This is a genomic window from Acinetobacter sp. WU_MDCI_Abxc222 (genome assembly GCF_025514755.1).
Classification (GTDB): domain Bacteria; phylum Pseudomonadota; class Gammaproteobacteria; order Pseudomonadales; family Moraxellaceae; genus Acinetobacter; species Acinetobacter geminorum.
This window is the reverse complement of sequence record NZ_JAHPVG010000001.1, coordinates 15,895-34,631: the sequence shown is the minus strand read 5'-3', so window position 1 is coordinate 34,631 and position 18,737 is coordinate 15,895. Positions and strand designations below refer to the sequence as shown.

Genomic DNA, 18,737 nt, shown 5'->3' with positions numbered 1-18,737 from the left:
TACAACTTATGCCTCTGTCGCTAAATACCAATTTTTCCAAGAACTCGTGCCACGCACTTCAAGAGGTACGGTTGGAATGAGTTTTTCTTTTAACACTTCAGTTTGTTCAACTGTTTTTGCAAGTCTTGCTTTGACGGAGTGAATGCACTCACGGTCACCAAATTCACAGCGGTCTAAAGTTGTACCGCCACAAGGCCCGTTGGCTAAACCTTTTGGACACGTTTCAGGGCAAATATATAAAGTATCGCTTAATCGACACTGACCACAGCTTTCACAGCCCACTAGGGTATGTTTACTCAGCACTTCCGTTTTAAGTAAGAGTTTGGCGATCAAAGCATTTTCCCAAAAAGATGCTTTAAAAATAAAGCGTCCAAGCCCCTTGGCAATTTTTGATCCAAACATTGCTTCATGCATAACATGCAGTTGACGATATTTAATTAATTGTTTAGATGATGGCTGACGCGAAAAATGAGAAATTTCAGGTGAAAACTCTTTGCCTGTCGTGACTTGCCAAAGTGAATTCCAAAGCTCTTCTAAGGCCTTAAGGTTAAGATGTCTGTATTGCTCGATGTAGCTTTCAAGCAGCATTTGCTCTTCTGGCTTATGGCAAGCAGATAAGTGAATGCCTGAAAACCCCAAGTGTTTACACATCAAAATCTGTAAAGCACAGCGTAAATAAACGCGGTCTGTATTTCCTGCCTGTTTTTCATCTGCCAAGACTTTTAACATATGTGGGGTAATCACAATACCCGCGACTTTATGCTTCACCATAAAATTGGCACGGCCCAAAGTCAGTGGCATGACACAAGCCAGTATTTGCTGCGAATAAGCATGCTTTGTTAAAAATGATTTGGCTTGCTTTAAGGCTTCAATGTCATAGCCCAATTGCGTAATGATAAAGTCTGCACCTGCTTTAATCTTCTTATGCAGTTTTAAGTACTGTGCATCACGCTCAGCTTCGACATATTTAAATGGATTAAAAGCAACCCCACTACGAAACCCACCATGTTGCTTGGCAGCCATTACTGCGTTTACAGACTCTAAGTAACGACTACGCGGCTGCCCATCTCGACCATTATGGTGTTCTTTGAGTTTGTCGCCTGTAAGCAACAACAAGTTTTGAATATTAGCTGCTTGAGCTTGTTCTAAAAAGCGCTCAAAGTCTTGTATGTCTCGGGCCTTACCTGAAAAGTGTAAGACTTTCTCTATTGAGTCAGGGTAACTTTTGCTGGCTTCAAGCGGCGCAATATCATGATCTGAATGTACGCGATCTGCCAATGTCATTGCAGCCGGATATCCTGCAAACTCATGTTTCACAGGATAAATTTCATGCAGTGAAGTGAGATATTCCACCAACACAAAAAACTGATTTTGTTGGAAGCAGGGAGAAACGTGTGACATAGGCAAAGTGCTGATCAAAACATGACATCAATCATAAGCGCGGCATTATAAATCAAAGTGCATCAAGATGCGCTAGTCAGAAAGCTCATTGTTTTGCTTATCTTCACCCTCTTTATTTCTGGGTAATTCGAGTGAGCGAGGAAATATAAAATCGAAAGAATCGAGTGCATAGCGATAAAGCTGAGCTGGTCGTTTGCCTACAATTTTACTTTGGTTAGTTTCTTCAACTGCACCCGCTTCTATCATACGGCGCCTAAACGCTTTTTTATCTAACGATTGCCCAAGAATAATTTCATAAATAGTCTGTAGCTCGGTCAGTGTAAATAACTCGGGCATGAGACTAGCTGGCAAAGCGGTATAGCGAGTTTTACTGGTTAAACGCTCTAAAGCTAAGCTGAGCAATTCATTATGATCAAACGCCAATGCTAAATCTTGTGCTTTTGCTACAGGCACCCATTCGCTGTACTCAGCCAAAGCTTGGTGTTGATAGGCATTAAAATCGATTAATGCAAAATACAAAATCGTCACAGCCCAGCCACGCGGGTCGCGTTTCGCGTTACCGACAGAAGCAACTTGTTCCAAGTAAGGTGAACTAATTCCTGTTTTTTCGACCAGCTTACGATAAGCCGTAGCCATCAAATCTTGATCGTGCTTTAAATCGGCAAAACCACCCGGTAAAGCCCATTGGTCTTTGGCTGGAAAGTTGGGCCGCTTAATGAGTAATACTTGCAACTGACCATTAAATACCGAGAAAATAGCCATATCGACAGTGAGTAAAGGTGCGTCATAATCTCGGCGATCATAACTGGCAAGGAATTCTTGTTCAGTTTGAATAGTCACGTCCAGCCTCTCAATAAAAATGATGAGCCGATATTCATGCAACGGCTCATCTAAACTCAGTTATGCGATGGATAAACGCTCACGAATTTGATCCAAAGTACACTCATATTGAAGTTTACCATTTTCAAAGACGGTTTTTAGTGCTCCGCCTTGTTCTTGCTCGGCTGTTTGCTGATCAAACAAGGTAAAGCCATTTTCACTTTCTTCGATGCGTAACAGACCTTTCGCAGATTTTTTCACACCTGAGTCAGTAATTGGGTCTTTAAACAACTCACGGCCTACCCCATTCACTTGTCCCCAAGTTGCTTTCACAGCAAACCCAAAAGTATCGCGAGTTAAGTAATTATAAGTAAAGCTGCCGATCCCAAATACTAAGTTGTTTGAAGCAAAACCTTTGGTTTCTAACCCTTCTAAAATTCGCTGCGCACGCTCTAGAGTAATCGAGTCACCATAAATTAAACCGACACGTTCATTCAGTACTTTATAGCCTTGGTCTGTCGTTGTACCACCAAATACTTCCCATAAACATTCAACCGCGCCTTTGTAAGCTGGGCTGCCGACTTCGGCATCTGGGTCACCACAAATAATTTTGACAGGGTCACCAGAGTCAGGACGGAAAACCAATTTAGCTAAACCTAAAGCATTCGGTTGTCTTGCCAAAATTTCAGGTTTTAAAGCCACCGTAAACTCGGTAATCACTCGCCAAAAGTCCCAAGTATCAGACACGACACTGACAACACCCGACGGATAAAGTTCGCAAATTAAACGCTTAAATGTTTCTAGCTCACTGTCTTCTGTGCCCATACACATCACACTGTGTTCGGTCGCTGGTACAGATACCCCAATCACCCCTGTGGCATTGTAATATTCTTCTGCATAGTCAATTGAAGCAACCGAGTCTGTTCCAATAAAACTGGTTAAGTGGCCAACGCCAGATTGTGCAGCATCATAAATTCCACTCATACCACGGCTACTAAAATCGTGTCCTTGTACAGGTACAAAATCGAGTGGTGCGCCAGTTTTTACGGCATATTGTGTTAATAAACGTTTGTATTCATAGGCAATTGTGGCCGTAGTACAGCTTTTCCAAAGTTCAGCACTTAACACCGTTTCAATATAGTTCGTTAACCAAAAGAAACGCGGGTCGGTATTAATTACGGTAAGCACAGGTACACGCATATTGACGCGGCTACCTTCTGGCAATGCTTTAATGCGTAATGGTAAATAGCCCAAGTCGTGTAATGCTTCAATGTGATCAACAGGTACAGCACCTTCACCTAATGAACTATCCATACGGCGTTTATATGCTGCCACCACCTTGTCTTTAGGTTGCTTGAAAAAGCCTTCATTCCACGTATCGATTAAAAAATGTTTGATAAAACCCTGAAGCCCAAAGAACACAACTTTATTGTCAAAGTCAGGCAACATTTTTGCGAGTCGAGATGAACGCGGCGTAAAGTTGGCGTACACGTACTCTGTGTCTGCTGGATACTGACGTCTGTGATCAGCTTTATAAAAATCGATAGCGTTTAATGGATTAAGTTTAATAGTCATCTTTATTCTCTTTATTTTGCTGCAAAAGCAATTACTGAAATTTTGTCTGATGGTTGTTGTGGAAAGCTGTCCGAGGTAAACAGTTGGTCAAGCAATCCATCAAAAACCTCTATACTTTTACTAAAAATACCGTGGGTCACATATAGAACGACCTTGTGACAATTAAGGCGACGAAGTTCTTTGGCAATACCAATAAAGGTTGCACCGCCATCACAAATGTCATCGGTAATGACCGCTGTTAGACCTGATAAATCAGTCGCATGTACATACGTACCTAAAATTTTGCCAGTCACTGGATCACGTTTTTTATCACACTGAACAATAGTGATGGGTTGTTTGCGCTCGCGATTAAAAGCATCTGCAACCATTTGTGTACGCGCTTTTGCGCCTTTGTCTGGGCAAACCAGCACTGTTTTTTCATCTTTTAACAATGTGCTTAGCGCTTCACTCTTTGCGATGATGTCGACTGAACTGATGTTTACAACTTCGCTAAAAGAAGTATTGGCAGCGAGTAAGGCTGCCGTTACTTCACTATGACAGTCCCAAACAGTGATCTTGCCTTGTTTGCCCGCTTTTTTTTCTGCATTGATGTTGAGTAACTTCGTCATCACATCAAGCGAGAACGCTTGGCCTACTGCACAAATACGGTCCTGACGTGCATATGGAAAATATGGAACTTCTAGGTCAATGGTTAAACCCTGAGTCAGCAATATATTTTCAAGTAACAAATAGTCCATCACATCGTGACTTGAGGCCATCTTTGCACGGATCAATACCTTGCCAGATAGTGAATTCAATGTTTTCTCATCAATTTGAACATGACGCTCGCCACCAGAAAACTGCGTGAATTTCACTGGAATTGCATTTCTTGCCGCATCTAAAAGCTGGATAGCCATATCATCCTCTTTTTGTCTGATGACCTTCGATGAATATATAGTGGCACAAAGCCACTATATATTGCAAGTCTAATTTTTAAACTTTTTTCAAAGCCCTTTAAGACATAAAATTTGCAGTTTTAGAGCGATCAGATATTCAGTTTTTAATTAAATTCATTATTTAAGTTGTTAAAATAAATATTTAATTTACAAAAATCATTACAAGTAGAACCATGATTAAAAGTAGCGGATATAATTTTGCTCGCCATAAATCCGGTAGTTTTGAAATAAATTTTTCTGAAAAATATAGCCCGATCCATGTTCCCACAACCAAGAATAATGCAGCTTCAAACCAGATCAGACCAATGAATCCGTTGGGGGTCCATTCAGATTGCCAAAGTGACAATAAACAATAGGTAAGCGTTGCGGTTAAAGTCAAAGGTAAGGTGAGAATATTTGCCATAGCCGCGGCCTCTGCCATAGAACTACCCCGCCGCCGTAATAAAGGAACTGTCATTACGCTTCCTCCAACACCTAAAAGTGCTGCAACCCAGCCAATAATTCCACCTTTAATGAGTTCACTGTTTTGAGCATAGTTTTGCTTTTGCGCTGATGCCACCATAAACCCTGGTCGGTAATAACAATCTATAATGGTTATGAACACATAACCCATAAATATCCAGCGAAGCCAGTTTCCATTAAACAATGAAGCCATTACCGCACCGACAACTCCACCCAGTGCGATCCCACCCCATAAAAAACGGATCTTTTGCCAATCTATCGGCCCAGAACGATAGTGCCGAAAGGTTGCAAAACTTGCCGAGCACAACATGACAAATGCAGATGTGGCTACGGCGATTTGCATGGCATGTATGCCGACATTACTTTCGTTGCTCCACTTTTGAAGAATGACGGTGTAAAGCAAAGGCACAGCAACAAAACCACCGCCAAAGCCAAATAACCAAGTGGTGACTCCCGAAAGTAGTCCAAATAAAAATAGCTCATATAGCATCGTTATCTTCCTCACGTTTATAGAGGCATGATATAAAATAGCTCTATGGCAAACTAACGTAGAAAAGCCATCTTTTTATTTGTTTAAGCCAAAAAAATATGCGTAATATTCCAGTTAACGACGTAGACCATCTACCACAAGCAGTTCTAGCATTAGGATCAGACTATCCAGCTGATACCTTATTAGATACGCATAGCCATCGTCGTGCCCAGTTCTTATATGCACCCGAAGGCTTGATGAAAGTTGAAACTGAAGATGGACAGTGGCTCGTGTTACCGTACAGCGGTGTATGGATACCCGCTGGCAAACCACATCGGGTATGGCTATCTAAAGTCAGTACTTATAGTTTGTATATAGAAGTGAGTAATGCCCCAAGACAGGCAAACTACTGCGAAGTCGTACAAGTATCACCGTTACTTCATCAACTGCTCATTCAGGCTAATCAGCTACCTGTTGACTACCAGCATTCAGGACGTGACGGCGCTCTTATCGATTTATTGTTATATGAGTTAGAAGCTGCACTAGCCCTACCTCTATTTATTCCATTGCCTCACAACACCTTACTATCTAAACAATGTGCCGAGTTTATGCAGCATCCTGATATTCATAGTAGTCCTAAAGATTGGGCACATGAACACAATAAAAGTGAACGGACTTTTCACCGCTGGTTTAAGTCTGAAACTGGCATGTCCTTTCAGGCTTGGCGTAATCGAGTCTGCATCATCTATGCTTTAAATGCGTTAAAAGCAAATATCTCAATTACTGAAATTGCTTTTAGCTTGGGCTATGAACACTCGGCAGCTTTTACCGCAATGTTCAGTAAAATTATGGGTTATCCGCCTACCCATTTTCAAAAAAGATTTCATGCGCATGATAAAGCACTATAAAGATTTACTCATGTGAATGGTGTCATAGGTCTCAATCCACTCACGTTTAATCAAATCAAAGCCTTGGAGCCGCCAAAATTCTTCAGCCGCTGGCAAAAATGGATGGGTATGCAAATACAAACTAGTAATAGCATGGTTTTTGGCATGGCTAAACAATATGTCACATAGCTGGGTCGCGATGCCCTTACGTCGGTATTCAGGCAATACAAATAACTTAACGACCTCAACCGTATTAATCGGCAAATTTAAATCAAAACGATGGTCATAAGCTCGATATGCAATGGTGCCAATAATGCGGTTTTGATCTTTTACCGTAATAAAGCAGCCCAATGGGTCATGGACATAATGTTGCTCAAAATTTTGTAAATCTTTGGGAACTTGCCCATGATAGATTTCTGGGAATAACAACTGTCTTGTATAAAGTGCAAACTCTACCGCAGACTCATAGTCTACTTTGCCCACTACTTGATAATTCAACATATTCATAGCCAAGAATGATCAGGTATCACAATCGTTTTGTCTTGAATCATGGCTTCATGAAACTCAACATCGTAGACACTTTTTAAAAACTTTGGATCAGTTATTCGTGTTTTTGACTCAGGCTTAACCACTTCGTGTTGGCGCATAAAAAACAGATGATCTGCAAATAAAAAAGCTAAATTGGGATCATGCATAATCGCAATCACCGTAAAATTTTGCCGCGATAACTGACGCAACTTTTTCATTAAATAAGACTGGTAATAAACATCGAGATGATTGGTTGGCTCATCGAGCAAAATGACTTTTGGGGCTTGCACTAAAATACGGGCAATCATGACCAATTGTCTTTCGCCACCCGATAACTCGGTATAAGGACGGTCACGCAAATGCTCGATGTCTAAATCAAGCAAAGCTTGGTCTACTCTTTCCCAATCTGACTTTGAAGGCCTATATCTGCTGAAAGCGGCACGCCCTGTAATCACTACATCTTTAACCAGAAATGGAAATACGGTTTTATGAAACTGCGGTAAAAAGCCGAGCAATGCAGCCCGATCTTTACCTTTAAAGTCCGATAATGGTTTTCCAGAGTAACGGATTAATCCATCTTTTACGGGTTCTAGACCCGCCATCAGCTTAAAAAGTGTCGATTTTCCGCAGCCATTACGTCCTAAAATGACGGAAAACTGATTTTCAGGAAACTCCAGATGAATATTTTTAAGAACCTGTTTATGCCCATAGGCATAATTTAACTGATCAATTTGAATCATGCCCAATGAGTCCTCTGAGTTTTCATTAATAATAAGAAAAATGGCGCGCCAAGTAGCATGGTAAAAATACCAATCGGTATTTCAAACGTAAGTAAAACCCGAGAAAAGTTATCAATCAACAGTAAAAAACTACCGCCCAACACCATATTGGCAGGAATACTATAGCGGTGATCTGGCCCAACCAACATTCTCACAATATGCGGCATAAAGAGCCCATATAGACTAATAATGCCTGCAGCGGCTACAGAAGTTGACGTACATACTGTGACTAGAGCAATTAAAAGCAGTTGTTCCCATCTTGGGTTAACACCCACAGCCTGCGCTTCTTCAGCACCAAGTGCCATTAAGTTTAATCGCCAACGCATAGCAAATAATCCGGCAAGGCCAATACAGATCGGTAGCACGGCATATTGGACCTTTTGCCAAGACGCCTGATGTAAGTTGCCCATGGTCCATTGCACAATGGCTTGCAGTTTAAATGGATCGCTTAGGTATTGAATAACCGTAAGACCTGCCAAAAACAGCCCCGAAACAATCATGCCCGATAAAATTACCATCACTAAAGACGTCTGGCTTTCATGTTTTTGATGTGCAAATAGATACGTTAAGCCAACAGCACAAACGCCAAAAACAAAGGCGGATAGATTTGGCGAAAGCCAACTTAAAGAAAGTGCTAAAGCTGCACCAAACGCCGCACCAGATGAAATACCAAGCACATAAGAATCGACCAATGGATTACGAAACAAGGCCTGCAAGCCATTACCTGCGGTTGCTAATGCAGCTCCCACCATAAAGGTCAGTAAAATTCTGGGTAATCTGACATTTACCAGAATGTTTTGCATCAGCCTAAATTGTTCTGCATCAAAATAAGGTGTACCAAAAACTGCTTGTACACCCCACAGCGTATAGTCCCATGCACTCAAGGTCTGAGTTGGCCCAATAAGCAGCGAGATAAAAATCATGAGGAAAGGTAAAGGGTAAAACCAATAATATTTCAGTTTTTCCATATTTATTGCACCAACGTTTTTGCAAGGTGCTCACCATACAACTTAGTTAAAATGCGCTGTTGTAAAGCACTTACAGGTAAATCGGAGTTTTCGGGATAAATACTATGATTCAAATAAATCGCCGTAATAATAATTTTGATGGTGTGTGGGTTATATATAAATGCAGGACTCAAATTAAATACCTTTCGGTTTTGCACAGCGCTTAAACCCTGTAATTCTTTTCGTTCATAAATTAGTTGGGGGTTGGTGTTCCAAAGCACAATATTGTCGGGGTTCCATTCAATTAAAGTCTCGGGATTTACATTGGGTTGATTCGTATTGGTCTTAACAATGTTGTACGCCCCCGCCAGCTCAATAAAATCATTGGTAATCGACTGACGTCCCGAGGTAGAAAAAATTCGGCCACCAGACCAAGCATAGTAAATCGATTGTTTATTTGGCTGACGTGCAGTTTTGGCTGCGACCTCCGCCACAATTTCATCAGAGAAATTTAAAATTTCTTGAGCTCGCTTTTGGGCACCGCTCAGAATAGCAATTTCAGAAAGTTCTTCTTTTACTTGCTGGTAGGTACTGGACTCCATCACATATACAGCAATGCCGAACTGCCGTAACAGTTCAATTGTTTGAGTCTGCCCGCTCCCTACAATCACCAGATCAGGTTTTAACAACACAAGACTTTCAATATTGGTTGCATTTGCCCCTTGTGAAGGCGTCGCAAGCTGCTTATTGGCGATACGCTTATCTATTTTTGAATAGGCATTAAATAATAAAGGCTGGATGTATACTTCGGCTGGTATGCCAATCACTTTATGACCTTGCCCTAGCATATATAAGCCATCTAAACCCGACTCAAACAAAGAAACAATTCTTTGGGCGGGTTTGGCTACACAGACTTTTGTATTTGTACTATCAAAGACACATATCGAATGGGCTGCTAACTTTTCTTGCGCTTTACCACTTTGTTCAGATGAAGAACATCCACATAGAATTAGTAAAGTGAGTAATGAAGTGAATAACTTCATTACGGCATGCCTTGCACAAATACAGTGCATAATAAGAAGATGTGCCTATTTGGTGCATTTTTCATGTGAAAAAACACCATAAGTGAGCAAGACAGTTTGAATCATGGGTAATACAGCTGTCAAATTAAATGAGATAGCTAAGATATTAAAGAGTAAGCAAAAAAAACGCCAAATTTACCAAGTAATAAAAACTATTTAATTATTAGGCCAAAAAGTTTACAAGGTGGCTAATCAAATAATTTAATAGTGGTTACCACTCAATCAACATTAAAATAAATAACTCGTTATAATCCAGCCCAAAATCTGATAGACATTATCTTCCGATGCTGACCCAATCATCTTTCTGGCGTAGTCTTTACCGCTTAATTCATATTTATGCCGGTATTTTTATTGCACCATTTATCTTGTTCGCAGCAATCACTGGTTTACTCTATGCCATCACGCCACAACTTGAACAAGCAATTTACAAAGATGTTCTATATGTTGAGCCACTGAATCAAACACCACATAAGCTGAGCCAGCAAATTGAGGCTGCAAAGCAAGTAATGCCTAAGTCTGCACAGGTAATTGAAGTTAGGCCAACTCCTAGCTCTGATCAGACAACACGTGTAATTTTTTCAGACCCTATCCACGATTTTACAAGTGAAGCTGTTTTTATTGATCCTTTTACACTTAAAGCCAAAGGTCATCTAGCGGTTTATGGTACCAGTGGGGTTCTGCCATTTCGAACTACGCTCGATCAGTTACATAGCAATTTATTACTAGGAAAATGGGGGCGTTTTTATAGTGAACTTGCTGCAAGCTGGTTAGCAATTTTGATTTTAACCGGACTTTATAATTGGTGGAAGCGCCGTCAAAATCTTAAAATCAGGCAAACACAAAAAAATAGATTATTAAGATGGCATAGCACGTTGGGTTTAACTTTATTTCCACTTTTATTATTAATTGCCATTACGGGTCTTACATGGTCTGAGTGGGCTGGAGATAATATTCGAGTTGCTCGTCAGTGGTTTAACTGGCAAACACCAACATTAGCAACTTCCCTTCAAACAGATAATTTACCTACAGTGATGCACCATGAACATCACGAAATGCCTCATAGTGAAAATCTTAATTTAAATATTGTCTCAAGTGAGTACGATACTGCTCTTTCAATCGCCAGAGCACATGGTATTGATGCAGCACAGATACAAATCAAACCACCGACTAGTGGAAATCAAGCTTGGACTGTAGCCGAAATTCAGCGTAAATGGCCAACTCAAGCAGACAGTATCGCCATTGATATGGAACAACACAAAGTCATCGATCAACTTGCGTTTAAAGACTACTCGTTAGTGGCAAAACTCACTCGTTGGGGAGTTGATGCGCATATTGGGGTTTTATTTGGCTGGATAAATCAATTGGTACTGGCACTTTATGCCTTTCTACTGTGTATTATGATTATTTATGCATATAGGGCTGCGTTTAAAAACTCGAATTTAAAACTCATGACAACTCACTTCGTTGGTCAAAGCCTATTAATTTGGAACCGCGCAACTGGCTCACAAAAAACATCGTTAATATTGGGGGGACTCGTGTTAGGTCTCAGCTTACCTGTTTTTGGTTTTAGTATTTTATTTACGCTGTTTATCTTTACTATGCGTAAATACATCCCGTCTAAATCATAACACCCGTATTCGTTCTCACCTCATATGTTGTGCATACTAACAGTATGCACAACCGCCGAAATAAGCTCTAAATTAATCTTCCGATAATGTTTTCATATCAATCACAAAACGATACTTCACATCGCTCTTTAACATACGCTCAAAAGCTCCGTTAATATTTTTCATATCAATCATCTCAACTTCGGAAACAATATTATGCTCACCACAAAAATCGAGGAGCTCTTGTGTTTCATTAATTCCACCAATGACCGACCCTGCAATTGATTTTCTTCCTAAAATCATAGGTACTGAATTTGCACTGATTTCACCTAAGTATCCAACTAACACAATGGTTCCATTTAAAGCTAAAGTTGGAATATAAGGCTTTAAATCATGGTCATAAGGCACAGTATCAACGATTAGATCAAATTGATTTAATACTGATTTCATTTGAGCGTCATCTGTTGATAACACAACATGATGTGCGCCAAGTTGTTTTGCATCCTGTTCTTTGTTTGCTGAGCGGGTAAATAATGTCACTTCAGCGCCTAGAGCATTGGCAAGTTTAATTGCCATGTGCCCTAAACCACCTAACCCCACTACAGCGACTTTACTACCCTTGCCAACATTCCAGTGACGCAGCGGCGACCAAGTGGTAATGCCAGCACAAAGCAGTGGTGGCACAGCTTGAGCATCCAGATTTTCAGGTACTTTTAATACAAAATCTTGGCTACAGGTAATGCTTTGTGAATATCCACCATAAGTTGGGCGTTGGTCATGGCGATCTACGCCGCCATAAGTCTGGATGTTACCTTCTTCACAATATTGCTCTAACCCTGAATGACAAGCAGAACAAATACGGCATGAGTCGACCATACAGCCAATGCCCACTAAATCCCCCACTTTATACTTTGTGACTTTAGGGCCAATTGAGGTGACACGCCCGACAATTTCATGGCCCGGAACTAATGGATAAGCACTAAATCCCCAATCATTTTTAGCTTGGTGTAGATCGGAATGGCAAACACCACAATATTCAATTTGAATAACAACATCATCTTCACGTGGGGTTCTACGTTCAAATTTAAACGGAACTAAAGGAGTTTCTGATGACAGCGCAGCATAACCTAAAACTTCAGTTGTCATATTTTTTCTCTCGTGTTTAATGTTTAAATAGAAATGATTCCTTCACTGGATATTCATTAATGGCTATTGATTTTGAAAACCCATGAATACGTTTTTGGAAACGGTGATCCAGCAAAATTGAATCAATCAGTTTTTTGCCATGTTCCTCAGTATAAAAATGAAAGTTGTAGAGTGTTGTTCTATTCCTCTCACAGATTTGCCTAATCCTCCGAATTGTTGTACTTCTCACTATTTTTCTTATTTGAAATGCCTACAATAAAAACACAGAGGGTAATCGGTAGAATCTGAATGGCGAATAGGTCTCTAGACAGTAATCAAGAATTAGCTCAACTTGTCGATCAATGGACCCGAGAAAAAGGTACATTCGAAACACCTATTATGGGACTGACTTTATATCGTGCAGAGACATTGGCCCAACCAAGTAGCAGCATGATGGATGCCAGTCTATGTATGATTGCTCAAGGGAAAAAACAGGTGATTCTTAGCGAAGAAACCTATACTTACGACTCTAACCATTTCCTTTTTACTGCAATTGATTTGCCTGTAATTGCTCAGGTTCTTGAAGCTTCAGTTGAACGACCTTATCTTTCAATCGTGTTACGCCTAGACCCGTATGTACTCGCCCAAATCATGCTTGAGGCGCATATTCCTTTTAAAGATGTAAATACTGAGAAAAAAGGAATGGCGGTTGGAGTAGTCAATTCAGAGCTAAATGATGCGTTTATACGGTTAATAAAACTACTAGATAAGCCACAAGACATTCCCATCTTGTGTCCTCTTATTATTAAGGAAATTTTTTATCGTTTATTGATGAGCCCACAAGGCGATCGACTTAAACGTATTGTAGCGGCAGGCACTACAGGTCATCGAATTGTGAAGGCGATTGAATGGCTGAAAACAAATTTTGCAAAATCATTTAGTGTTGAAGAACTGGCAAGCACAATGGGGATGAGCGCATCAAGTTTTCATCAACATTTTAGGGATATAACCTCAATGAGTCCCCTACAATATCAAAAGAGAATGAGGTTGACCGAAGCACGGCGTTTATTAATGACCGAAGAATATGATATTTCATCTACCAGTATGCAAGTCGGTTATGAAAGTTTGTCGCAATTTTCCAGAGAATATAAACGTTTTTTTGGGGTTTCTCCGTCAGTAGATATTAAGAATATATAAGAGACACCCTGAATATTGAGGGCTTTTCTATTTATCAGTTTTTAACTGAGGAATAATATTCACAGCACTTGGATCTTTTTGTCCTAGAGTGATTTTAAATACTTTTTTTAATATTTATATTTTTTAAAAATAAATCAACCGCATACTCAACCCAAGTACTAATTTCATTCTCTGATATTAAATAATCAGGATGCGTCAAACATTTTAGATGAGCATCACTTCTTAATAACGATAAAAATATATTCGCAGCAACTTCTGAAGAAGAGCTTAATTCAATTTCGCCCTGTCTAACGGATTTTTCTAGATATCCTGCAATGATATTTGCCAGACGCTTTGGACCCAATTCAAAGAATTTTTCAGATAACTCAGGGAATCTTACAGCTTCTGCAATACAGACCCTAAAAAAAGCCAAACCTGAATGCGATAATATAAAACACAGATAGGTCTTCCCAATTTCAGTTAGTGCTGAGCGTAAATTGTCAGCTTTTGTCTCAACTAAAATAATTTGTTTTTGCATGTTGGTACATTGACGTTCAATCACCGCTGCAAACATCGCTTCTTTATTTTTATAGCAACCATACATGGTAGCTTTTGAAACCCCCGCTTCCTTTTGAATCATGTCTGTCGTTGTGCCACTAAAGCCGTGGATCAAAAAAAACTTTGTTGCTGCATCCAGAATTTTTCGATCTTTTTCATGAGCTTTCGTTAAACCAGACATATTGACCTTATAAAAATTTTAGCGATTTCGTTCTAAGTGTAACCCATCGAAAAGTTCAAAATCGAGAATTGACGGAAATTTAATTAAAGAGTAGAGTACCGATCGGTACAGTACAGTAAATATCTACTCCGTGCAATGAATTGATGTTTAAGATTTAAGGTAAAAGATGAATACAAAGCCACTCATCGGTTTAGCAGGTGCAATATTTGCTGCAATGACTGTTGAATTTAATAACCGAATTACCAGCATTACTTTAGTCGACATTCGAGGTGCAATGGGCATTAGTGTCGACTCGGGTTATTGGGTTAACAGTATTTACGCAAGTGCAATGATTATTGGAATGATCCTGTCTACGAGTTGGGCAGTCATTTTTTCTATGCGCAGAGTTCTTCTTTTTGCCATAGGACTTTGCCTTGTTTCTAGCGTTTTAATTCCTTTTAGTCCAAATATCGAAATCTTTTATCTATTGCGTGGCTTACAAGGGCTCGCCAATGGTTTAACCATTCCTTTGCTCATGGCCTGTGCGCTTAGATTTTTAGGACCTGACATTCGGCTATGGGGTCTCGCCTGCTATGCATTAACTGCGACGTTCTTTCCCAACTTAAGTGCTGCACTCTCAGCTTTTTATTTAGATGTAATTGGCTGGAAAATGATATTTTTCCAAACCATTCCTTTTTGTGCGCTAAGCGCTGCACTGGTGTATTTTGGGATTCCCCAAGATCCTCTTAATTATTCAAGAATAAAAACTTACGATTGGATGGGTGCCATTTTAGCAATTATTAGCTTAGCGAGCCTGAGCACCATGTTGTTGCATGGAAATCATTTAGATTGGTTCCATTCCCAATTAATTTGTGTATTGGCCTTAATCAGTGCGATTACTTTACCTTGGTTTTTCATACATGAATGGCGCTATCCTTCAGCACTCATTAAACCGCAAATGCTCGAAATCAGAAATTTTGCTTATGCTGTTATTGCTCTCTTTTGCTTTGTCATTATTGGTATGTCCACCAGCACATTACCACTGAATTACTTAAGTGCTGTGCATGGCTATAAACCCACTCAGACCATGTGGATTGGCTTACAAATTGCGGCATTGCAATTTATCTATATTCCTATTGTTGTGAAGCTTTTAAATCAAGCTTGGGTGGATAGCCGATATGTACACGGGTTTGGTTTACTTCTGGTCATTGCGGGTTGCCTAGGTGCAAGTCAACTTGATACCACATGGAATCAAGACCAATTTTATTTTTGGCATGCAATCTCATGTCTGGGACAAACCTGTGTCGTGCTCTCGCTCTTAATGATGGGTACAAACAGTGTTCACCCAACCATGGCAATTTATGCATCTCCTATGATTAATACCCCGCGTGCTATTAGCGGTGTACTGGGTGTGTGTATTTTGGACTGGGTCAATCGAGTTCGCGGTGAATATCATTCAACACGGCTGATTGAAAATACTGCTCAACATGTTTTCCAAAATATTCAAGGCCCTGTTATTAACCCACTTACTCCACCTGTGCTCACTGCAAATGGTGCAGATCGTGTTTCAGGTGGTTTATCTGCCCTAAATTCTGCGATTCAAGCGCAACAATCAGTTTTAGTTATTAGCGATCAATATCTCATCTTAGCTGGCCTTACCGCTATTTTATTCATCGTGATGTTGATTTTGCCAGTTCGAACTTATCCGCCACGTATTGCTCTCATTAAGTTAATGAATAGTCATAACTCAGGAAAATCTTTATGAGTACTCTCGAAGCCCAAGACACCACCCATACCGAACCACCCAAGTTAACCAAGGTGCAATTTCTCAAAAAGCATTGGGTTATGGCTATTGCGCTTATTATTGTCTTAGCATCTATTTTATGGGTTTTAAAACTTATATTTTTACCCTCTTCGGTTGTTGAAACAGACGATGCACGTGTAGATGTAGAGTATTCAACTATTGCCCCTAAGGTATCTGGCAATATTGAGGAAATTTATATTAAAGATCATCAGACCGTAAAAAAAGGCCAACTTTTAGCAAGGATTGATGCACGTGATTATCAAGCTGCTTTGGCTGAAGCTGAATCTAATTATGCAAAAGCACAAGCTGACCTGAGTGAAGCAATGCTCGCAGTGGATAGACAACCCACTGTTATTCGAGAAACTGAAGCACAGCTGAGAAAAGTAGAAGCTGGAATTAAACTCACAAAAGATAATACGGCGCGTTATGAGCAACTACAGGCACTTGGAGCGGAATCTAGATTAATTACACAGCAATCTAAGACTACTTTGACTGAACAATATGCTGACTTAGACAGCAGTAAAGAAAAAGTGATTGATGCACAGTTTCAGCTCAACCAATACAAGATTCAGGTACAAGCCAAACAAGCAGCCCTTAAACAAGCCCAAGCGGCGCTTGATAAAGCAAAACTGAATTTGAGCTATACAGAGGTTCGTGCACCTATTGACGGAATGATTGGTCAAAAGTCAGCTAATGTAGGTAACTTTGTGAGTGCTGGTAATCCACTCATGGTGGTTGTTCCTTTAGATCAGGTTTATGTTGAAGCCAACTTCCGTGAAATTGAATTAAAAAAGATCAAGATTGGACAACCAGTTAATGTCTATGTAGATGCTTATAACGTTGAATTAAAAGGTGTGGTAGACAGCTTTTCTCCTTCTACTGGCGCATTTTTTTCTCCGATCTCGGCGACTAACGCGACTGGTAACTTTACCAAGATTGTTCAGCGCCTTCCTTTACGAATTAAGCTTATTGAAAATCAAAAAGACGTTAAATTATTACGCCCAGGTTTATCGGTTTTAGTCTCTATTGATACGACTAAATAGTTCGTCTAAACCTTGGAATATGAGAGAAAAAAGAGACCATTTATGGTCTCTTTTTTAATGATGAGTGTTAAAAAGTCTTTAAAACTTTTTGGTGTAGTTTACAAACAGGCGATCTTCACCAAAGTCATTGCCATGTTTAACGTTGTAATCAATACGAATGTATTGCAGGGCCACGCCTTTTAAGAACGGCTGTTGAAATGCATAGTTTAAAATCACATTCGACTCAGTCTCGTGGTTTTTCTCACCATTTGCTGCTTTAAAGTCATGGCCATAAACATATTTCACCATCGCATTTAAGCCCAGCACATAATCTTTAAAGTCGTAGCCATACATGACATGATAAGACTTTTCATCTTCTTTAAAGAAACCTGTTGCATTCCAGTTAATGAAATAGGTCTCTGGTAAAAAACCATCTGGTAAGGGGTAAGCCGACTCACCCATAATTTGTTGATAACCTAAACCAAAGGTGTGGTTTTTTACATTAAGAGTCTCTAGCACCCCAATGTTTTGCGCATCAATATCAAAAGTATTGCCATCATCTTTTGCATTGAAGTATTTAAACTTAGACGTAAGCGCAAAATTAGGTTGTTTCCAATTATGCTCAAGTCCAACATAGTGTTTGTTGTAGAGATCTTCTAAATTACCAAAATAATATTCGCCCTTTAAAGACGGCGTAAATTGATAGCGTAGGTCAATATAATTCAATCCATCGGATTCTTTAGTGATTCCATTTGATGTGAAAGAAAACTTTTTAAAGTCTTCCTCATTTCGTGGAGAGACTTTTTCAACCCGACCAATTTCAGCATAAAGCTGATCTGAAAGTTGCGACTTAACATTGGTTCCCCAATATGAGGCAAGTAGTTGTCGGCTGGCATCCACAGCCGTTACTGGTAAGTCTAACCAGAGTTCACCGACGCTTAAAAGGGTTTTGTCATAACCTAGCTTTAAAGTGGCGCCGTATTTTAAGAAGTCGGATGCTTGAGATTGTGTTTCCTTATTAAAAGGCAAAACCGTGTCCGCAACATATTTGTCTGAACTTAAGCGCACAGCGTATTGAACAGAAGCATCGGCACCAATCGTAATGGGTTTGTCTACAATTTGCAGTGGGGTGTCATGCATTTTCGATTTATAAAATAATGACGCTGCCTGAGACCAACTGCCAGTATCTTTGAGTGCATCATTATCAAAATTACGGTTGATATAGGCATTCTTTAGCGTGAATTTCCATTCATCTTCGCTTTGTTGCGTGGTATCTGCTGCCCACAACAATGAATGACCGCTACAGATAAAGAAAAGAGTAGAAAACTTTAAATATGGTGTTTTTAAATATTTCATGAAACAAATCATCCTTTAATTATTGTCTGTGCCATCCTTTGGCAC

17 protein-coding genes are annotated in these 18,737 nt (G+C 39.9%); 5 read left to right on the top strand and 12 right to left on the bottom strand.

Annotated elements, in window-relative coordinates; genetic code table 11:
- Positions 1 to 6: 6 nt before the first annotated feature.
- From KTJ10_RS00145 to KTJ10_RS00125, 5 genes are all read right to left on the bottom strand, one after another.
- The gene (locus KTJ10_RS00145; RefSeq protein WP_262441037.1) at positions 7 to 1,401 is read right to left on the bottom strand and encodes a methylenetetrahydrofolate reductase C-terminal domain-containing protein; all 1,395 of its coding nucleotides are present in this window, start codon (positions 1,399 to 1,401) and stop codon (positions 7 to 9) included.
- A 72-nt stretch (positions 1,402 to 1,473) separates the two neighbouring features.
- Complete coding sequence (locus KTJ10_RS00140) at positions 1,474 to 2,241, bottom strand: NUDIX hydrolase (protein WP_262441036.1); 768 nt, start codon at positions 2,239 to 2,241, stop codon at positions 1,474 to 1,476.
- A gap of 60 nt (positions 2,242 to 2,301) precedes the next feature.
- On the bottom strand, positions 2,302 to 3,795 hold the full coding sequence (locus KTJ10_RS00135; protein ID WP_262441035.1) for a nicotinate phosphoribosyltransferase: 1,494 nt from the start codon (positions 3,793 to 3,795) through the stop codon (positions 2,302 to 2,304).
- Between the two features lie 11 nt (positions 3,796 to 3,806).
- On the bottom strand, positions 3,807 to 4,691 hold the full coding sequence (locus KTJ10_RS00130) for a phosphoribosyltransferase family protein (RefSeq protein WP_262441034.1): 885 nt from the start codon (positions 4,689 to 4,691) through the stop codon (positions 3,807 to 3,809).
- Between the two features lie 181 nt (positions 4,692 to 4,872).
- Positions 4,873 to 5,682 (bottom strand): sulfite exporter TauE/SafE family protein, encoded by an 810-nt coding sequence (locus KTJ10_RS00125; protein ID WP_262441033.1) that lies wholly within the window; start codon positions 5,680 to 5,682, stop codon positions 4,873 to 4,875.
- A 98-nt stretch (positions 5,683 to 5,780) separates the two neighbouring features.
- On the opposite strand from KTJ10_RS00125, the gene KTJ10_RS00120 reads away from it, so the two are divergent.
- Complete coding sequence (locus KTJ10_RS00120) at positions 5,781 to 6,569, top strand: AraC family transcriptional regulator (RefSeq protein ID WP_032062973.1); 789 nt, start codon at positions 5,781 to 5,783, stop codon at positions 6,567 to 6,569.
- On the opposite strand, the gene KTJ10_RS00115 is transcribed toward KTJ10_RS00120, so the two are convergent.
- Genes KTJ10_RS00115 through KTJ10_RS00100 form a run of 4 tightly spaced genes read right to left on the bottom strand, consistent with a single transcriptional unit; the run spans position 6,564 to position 9,845 of the window.
- Positions 6,564 to 7,055, bottom strand: a complete 492-nt coding sequence (locus KTJ10_RS00115; protein ID WP_032062972.1) for a GNAT family N-acetyltransferase — start codon at positions 7,053 to 7,055, stop codon at positions 6,564 to 6,566. The genes KTJ10_RS00120 and KTJ10_RS00115 overlap by 6 nt on opposite strands.
- Positions 7,052 to 7,816 (bottom strand): ABC transporter ATP-binding protein, encoded by a 765-nt coding sequence (locus KTJ10_RS00110; protein ID WP_000614440.1) that lies wholly within the window; start codon positions 7,814 to 7,816, stop codon positions 7,052 to 7,054. Before KTJ10_RS00110 ends, KTJ10_RS00115 begins: the two co-directional genes overlap by 4 nt.
- Entirely contained in the window at positions 7,813 to 8,823 is a 1,011-nt protein-coding gene (locus KTJ10_RS00105) for a FecCD family ABC transporter permease (RefSeq protein ID WP_081404125.1), read from the bottom strand. Before KTJ10_RS00105 ends, KTJ10_RS00110 begins: the two co-directional genes overlap by 4 nt.
- 2 nt (positions 8,824 to 8,825) lie before the next feature.
- The gene (locus tag KTJ10_RS00100) at positions 8,826 to 9,845 is read right to left on the bottom strand and encodes an ABC transporter substrate-binding protein (RefSeq protein WP_262441032.1); all 1,020 of its coding nucleotides are present in this window, start codon (positions 9,843 to 9,845) and stop codon (positions 8,826 to 8,828) included.
- Positions 9,846 to 10,168: 323 nt separating this feature from the next.
- Here KTJ10_RS00100 and KTJ10_RS00095 point away from each other — a divergent pair, with 323 nt between their 5' ends.
- A complete protein-coding gene (locus KTJ10_RS00095; protein WP_262441031.1) occupies positions 10,169 to 11,512 on the top strand; it encodes a PepSY-associated TM helix domain-containing protein in 1,344 nt (447 codons plus the stop codon).
- 72 nt (positions 11,513 to 11,584) lie between these two features.
- Here the strand turns inward: KTJ10_RS00095 and KTJ10_RS00090 are convergent, their stop codons facing one another.
- A complete protein-coding gene (locus KTJ10_RS00090; RefSeq protein WP_262441030.1) occupies positions 11,585 to 12,637 on the bottom strand; it encodes an NAD(P)-dependent alcohol dehydrogenase in 1,053 nt (350 codons plus the stop codon).
- A 288-nt stretch (positions 12,638 to 12,925) separates the two neighbouring features.
- Between KTJ10_RS00090 and KTJ10_RS00085 the strand changes: the two genes are divergently transcribed.
- Entirely contained in the window at positions 12,926 to 13,813 is an 888-nt protein-coding gene (locus KTJ10_RS00085; RefSeq protein ID WP_130119227.1) for an AraC family transcriptional regulator, read from the top strand.
- A gap of 94 nt (positions 13,814 to 13,907) precedes the next feature.
- Here the strand turns inward: KTJ10_RS00085 and KTJ10_RS00080 are convergent, their stop codons facing one another.
- Positions 13,908 to 14,531: a TetR/AcrR family transcriptional regulator gene (locus tag KTJ10_RS00080; protein ID WP_262441029.1), complete on the bottom strand. Its 624-nt coding sequence runs from the start codon at positions 14,529 to 14,531 to the stop codon at positions 13,908 to 13,910.
- Positions 14,532 to 14,697: 166 nt separating this feature from the next.
- Here KTJ10_RS00080 and KTJ10_RS00075 point away from each other — a divergent pair, with 166 nt between their 5' ends.
- The gene (locus KTJ10_RS00075) at positions 14,698 to 16,275 is read left to right on the top strand and encodes an MFS transporter (protein WP_262441028.1); all 1,578 of its coding nucleotides are present in this window, start codon (positions 14,698 to 14,700) and stop codon (positions 16,273 to 16,275) included.
- Positions 16,272 to 17,357, top strand: a complete 1,086-nt coding sequence (locus tag KTJ10_RS00070; RefSeq protein WP_262441027.1) for an HlyD family secretion protein — start codon at positions 16,272 to 16,274, stop codon at positions 17,355 to 17,357. Before KTJ10_RS00075 ends, KTJ10_RS00070 begins: the two co-directional genes overlap by 4 nt.
- 78 nt (positions 17,358 to 17,435) lie before the next feature.
- Here KTJ10_RS00070 and KTJ10_RS00065 read toward each other — a convergent pair whose 3' ends face one another.
- Positions 17,436 to 18,704 carry an OprD family outer membrane porin gene (locus KTJ10_RS00065; protein ID WP_410468391.1) on the bottom strand — a complete coding sequence of 423 codons (1,269 nt, stop codon included), beginning with the start codon at positions 18,702 to 18,704 and terminating at the stop codon, positions 17,436 to 17,438.
- Positions 18,705 to 18,737 lie beyond the last annotated feature (33 nt).

Excerpts from the sequence above, each read along its gene's own strand:
- KTJ10_RS00145 (WP_262441037.1), bottom strand. The coding sequence starts at position 1,401 with ATGTCACACGTTTCTCCCTGCTTCCAACAAAATCAGTTTTTTGTGTTG.
- KTJ10_RS00135 (WP_262441035.1), bottom strand. The coding sequence starts at position 3,795 with ATGACTATTAAACTTAATCCATTAAACGCTATCGATTTTTATAAAGCT.
- KTJ10_RS00130 (WP_262441034.1), bottom strand. The coding sequence starts at position 4,691 with ATGGCTATCCAGCTTTTAGATGCGGCAAGAAATGCAATTCCAGTGAAA.
- KTJ10_RS00125 (WP_262441033.1), bottom strand. The coding sequence starts at position 5,682 with ATGCTATATGAGCTATTTTTATTTGGACTACTTTCGGGAGTCACCACT.
- KTJ10_RS00120 (WP_032062973.1), top strand. The coding sequence starts at position 5,781 with ATGCGTAATATTCCAGTTAACGACGTAGACCATCTACCACAAGCAGTT.
- KTJ10_RS00115 (WP_032062972.1), bottom strand. The coding sequence starts at position 7,055 with ATGAATATGTTGAATTATCAAGTAGTGGGCAAAGTAGACTATGAGTCT.
- KTJ10_RS00110 (WP_000614440.1), bottom strand. The coding sequence starts at position 7,816 with ATGATTCAAATTGATCAGTTAAATTATGCCTATGGGCATAAACAGGTT.
- KTJ10_RS00105 (WP_081404125.1), bottom strand. The coding sequence starts at position 8,823 with ATGGAAAAACTGAAATATTATTGGTTTTACCCTTTACCTTTCCTCATG.
- KTJ10_RS00100 (WP_262441032.1), bottom strand. The coding sequence starts at position 9,845 with ATGAAGTTATTCACTTCATTACTCACTTTACTAATTCTATGTGGATGT.
- KTJ10_RS00095 (WP_262441031.1), top strand. The coding sequence starts at position 10,169 with ATGCTGACCCAATCATCTTTCTGGCGTAGTCTTTACCGCTTAATTCAT.
- KTJ10_RS00090 (WP_262441030.1), bottom strand. The coding sequence starts at position 12,637 with ATGACAACTGAAGTTTTAGGTTATGCTGCGCTGTCATCAGAAACTCCT.
- KTJ10_RS00085 (WP_130119227.1), top strand. The coding sequence starts at position 12,926 with ATGGCGAATAGGTCTCTAGACAGTAATCAAGAATTAGCTCAACTTGTC.
- KTJ10_RS00080 (WP_262441029.1), bottom strand. The coding sequence starts at position 14,531 with ATGTCTGGTTTAACGAAAGCTCATGAAAAAGATCGAAAAATTCTGGAT.
- KTJ10_RS00075 (WP_262441028.1), top strand. The coding sequence starts at position 14,698 with ATGAATACAAAGCCACTCATCGGTTTAGCAGGTGCAATATTTGCTGCA.
- KTJ10_RS00070 (WP_262441027.1), top strand. The coding sequence starts at position 16,272 with ATGAGTACTCTCGAAGCCCAAGACACCACCCATACCGAACCACCCAAG.
- KTJ10_RS00065 (WP_410468391.1), bottom strand. The coding sequence starts at position 18,704 with ATGATTTGTTTCATGAAATATTTAAAAACACCATATTTAAAGTTTTCT.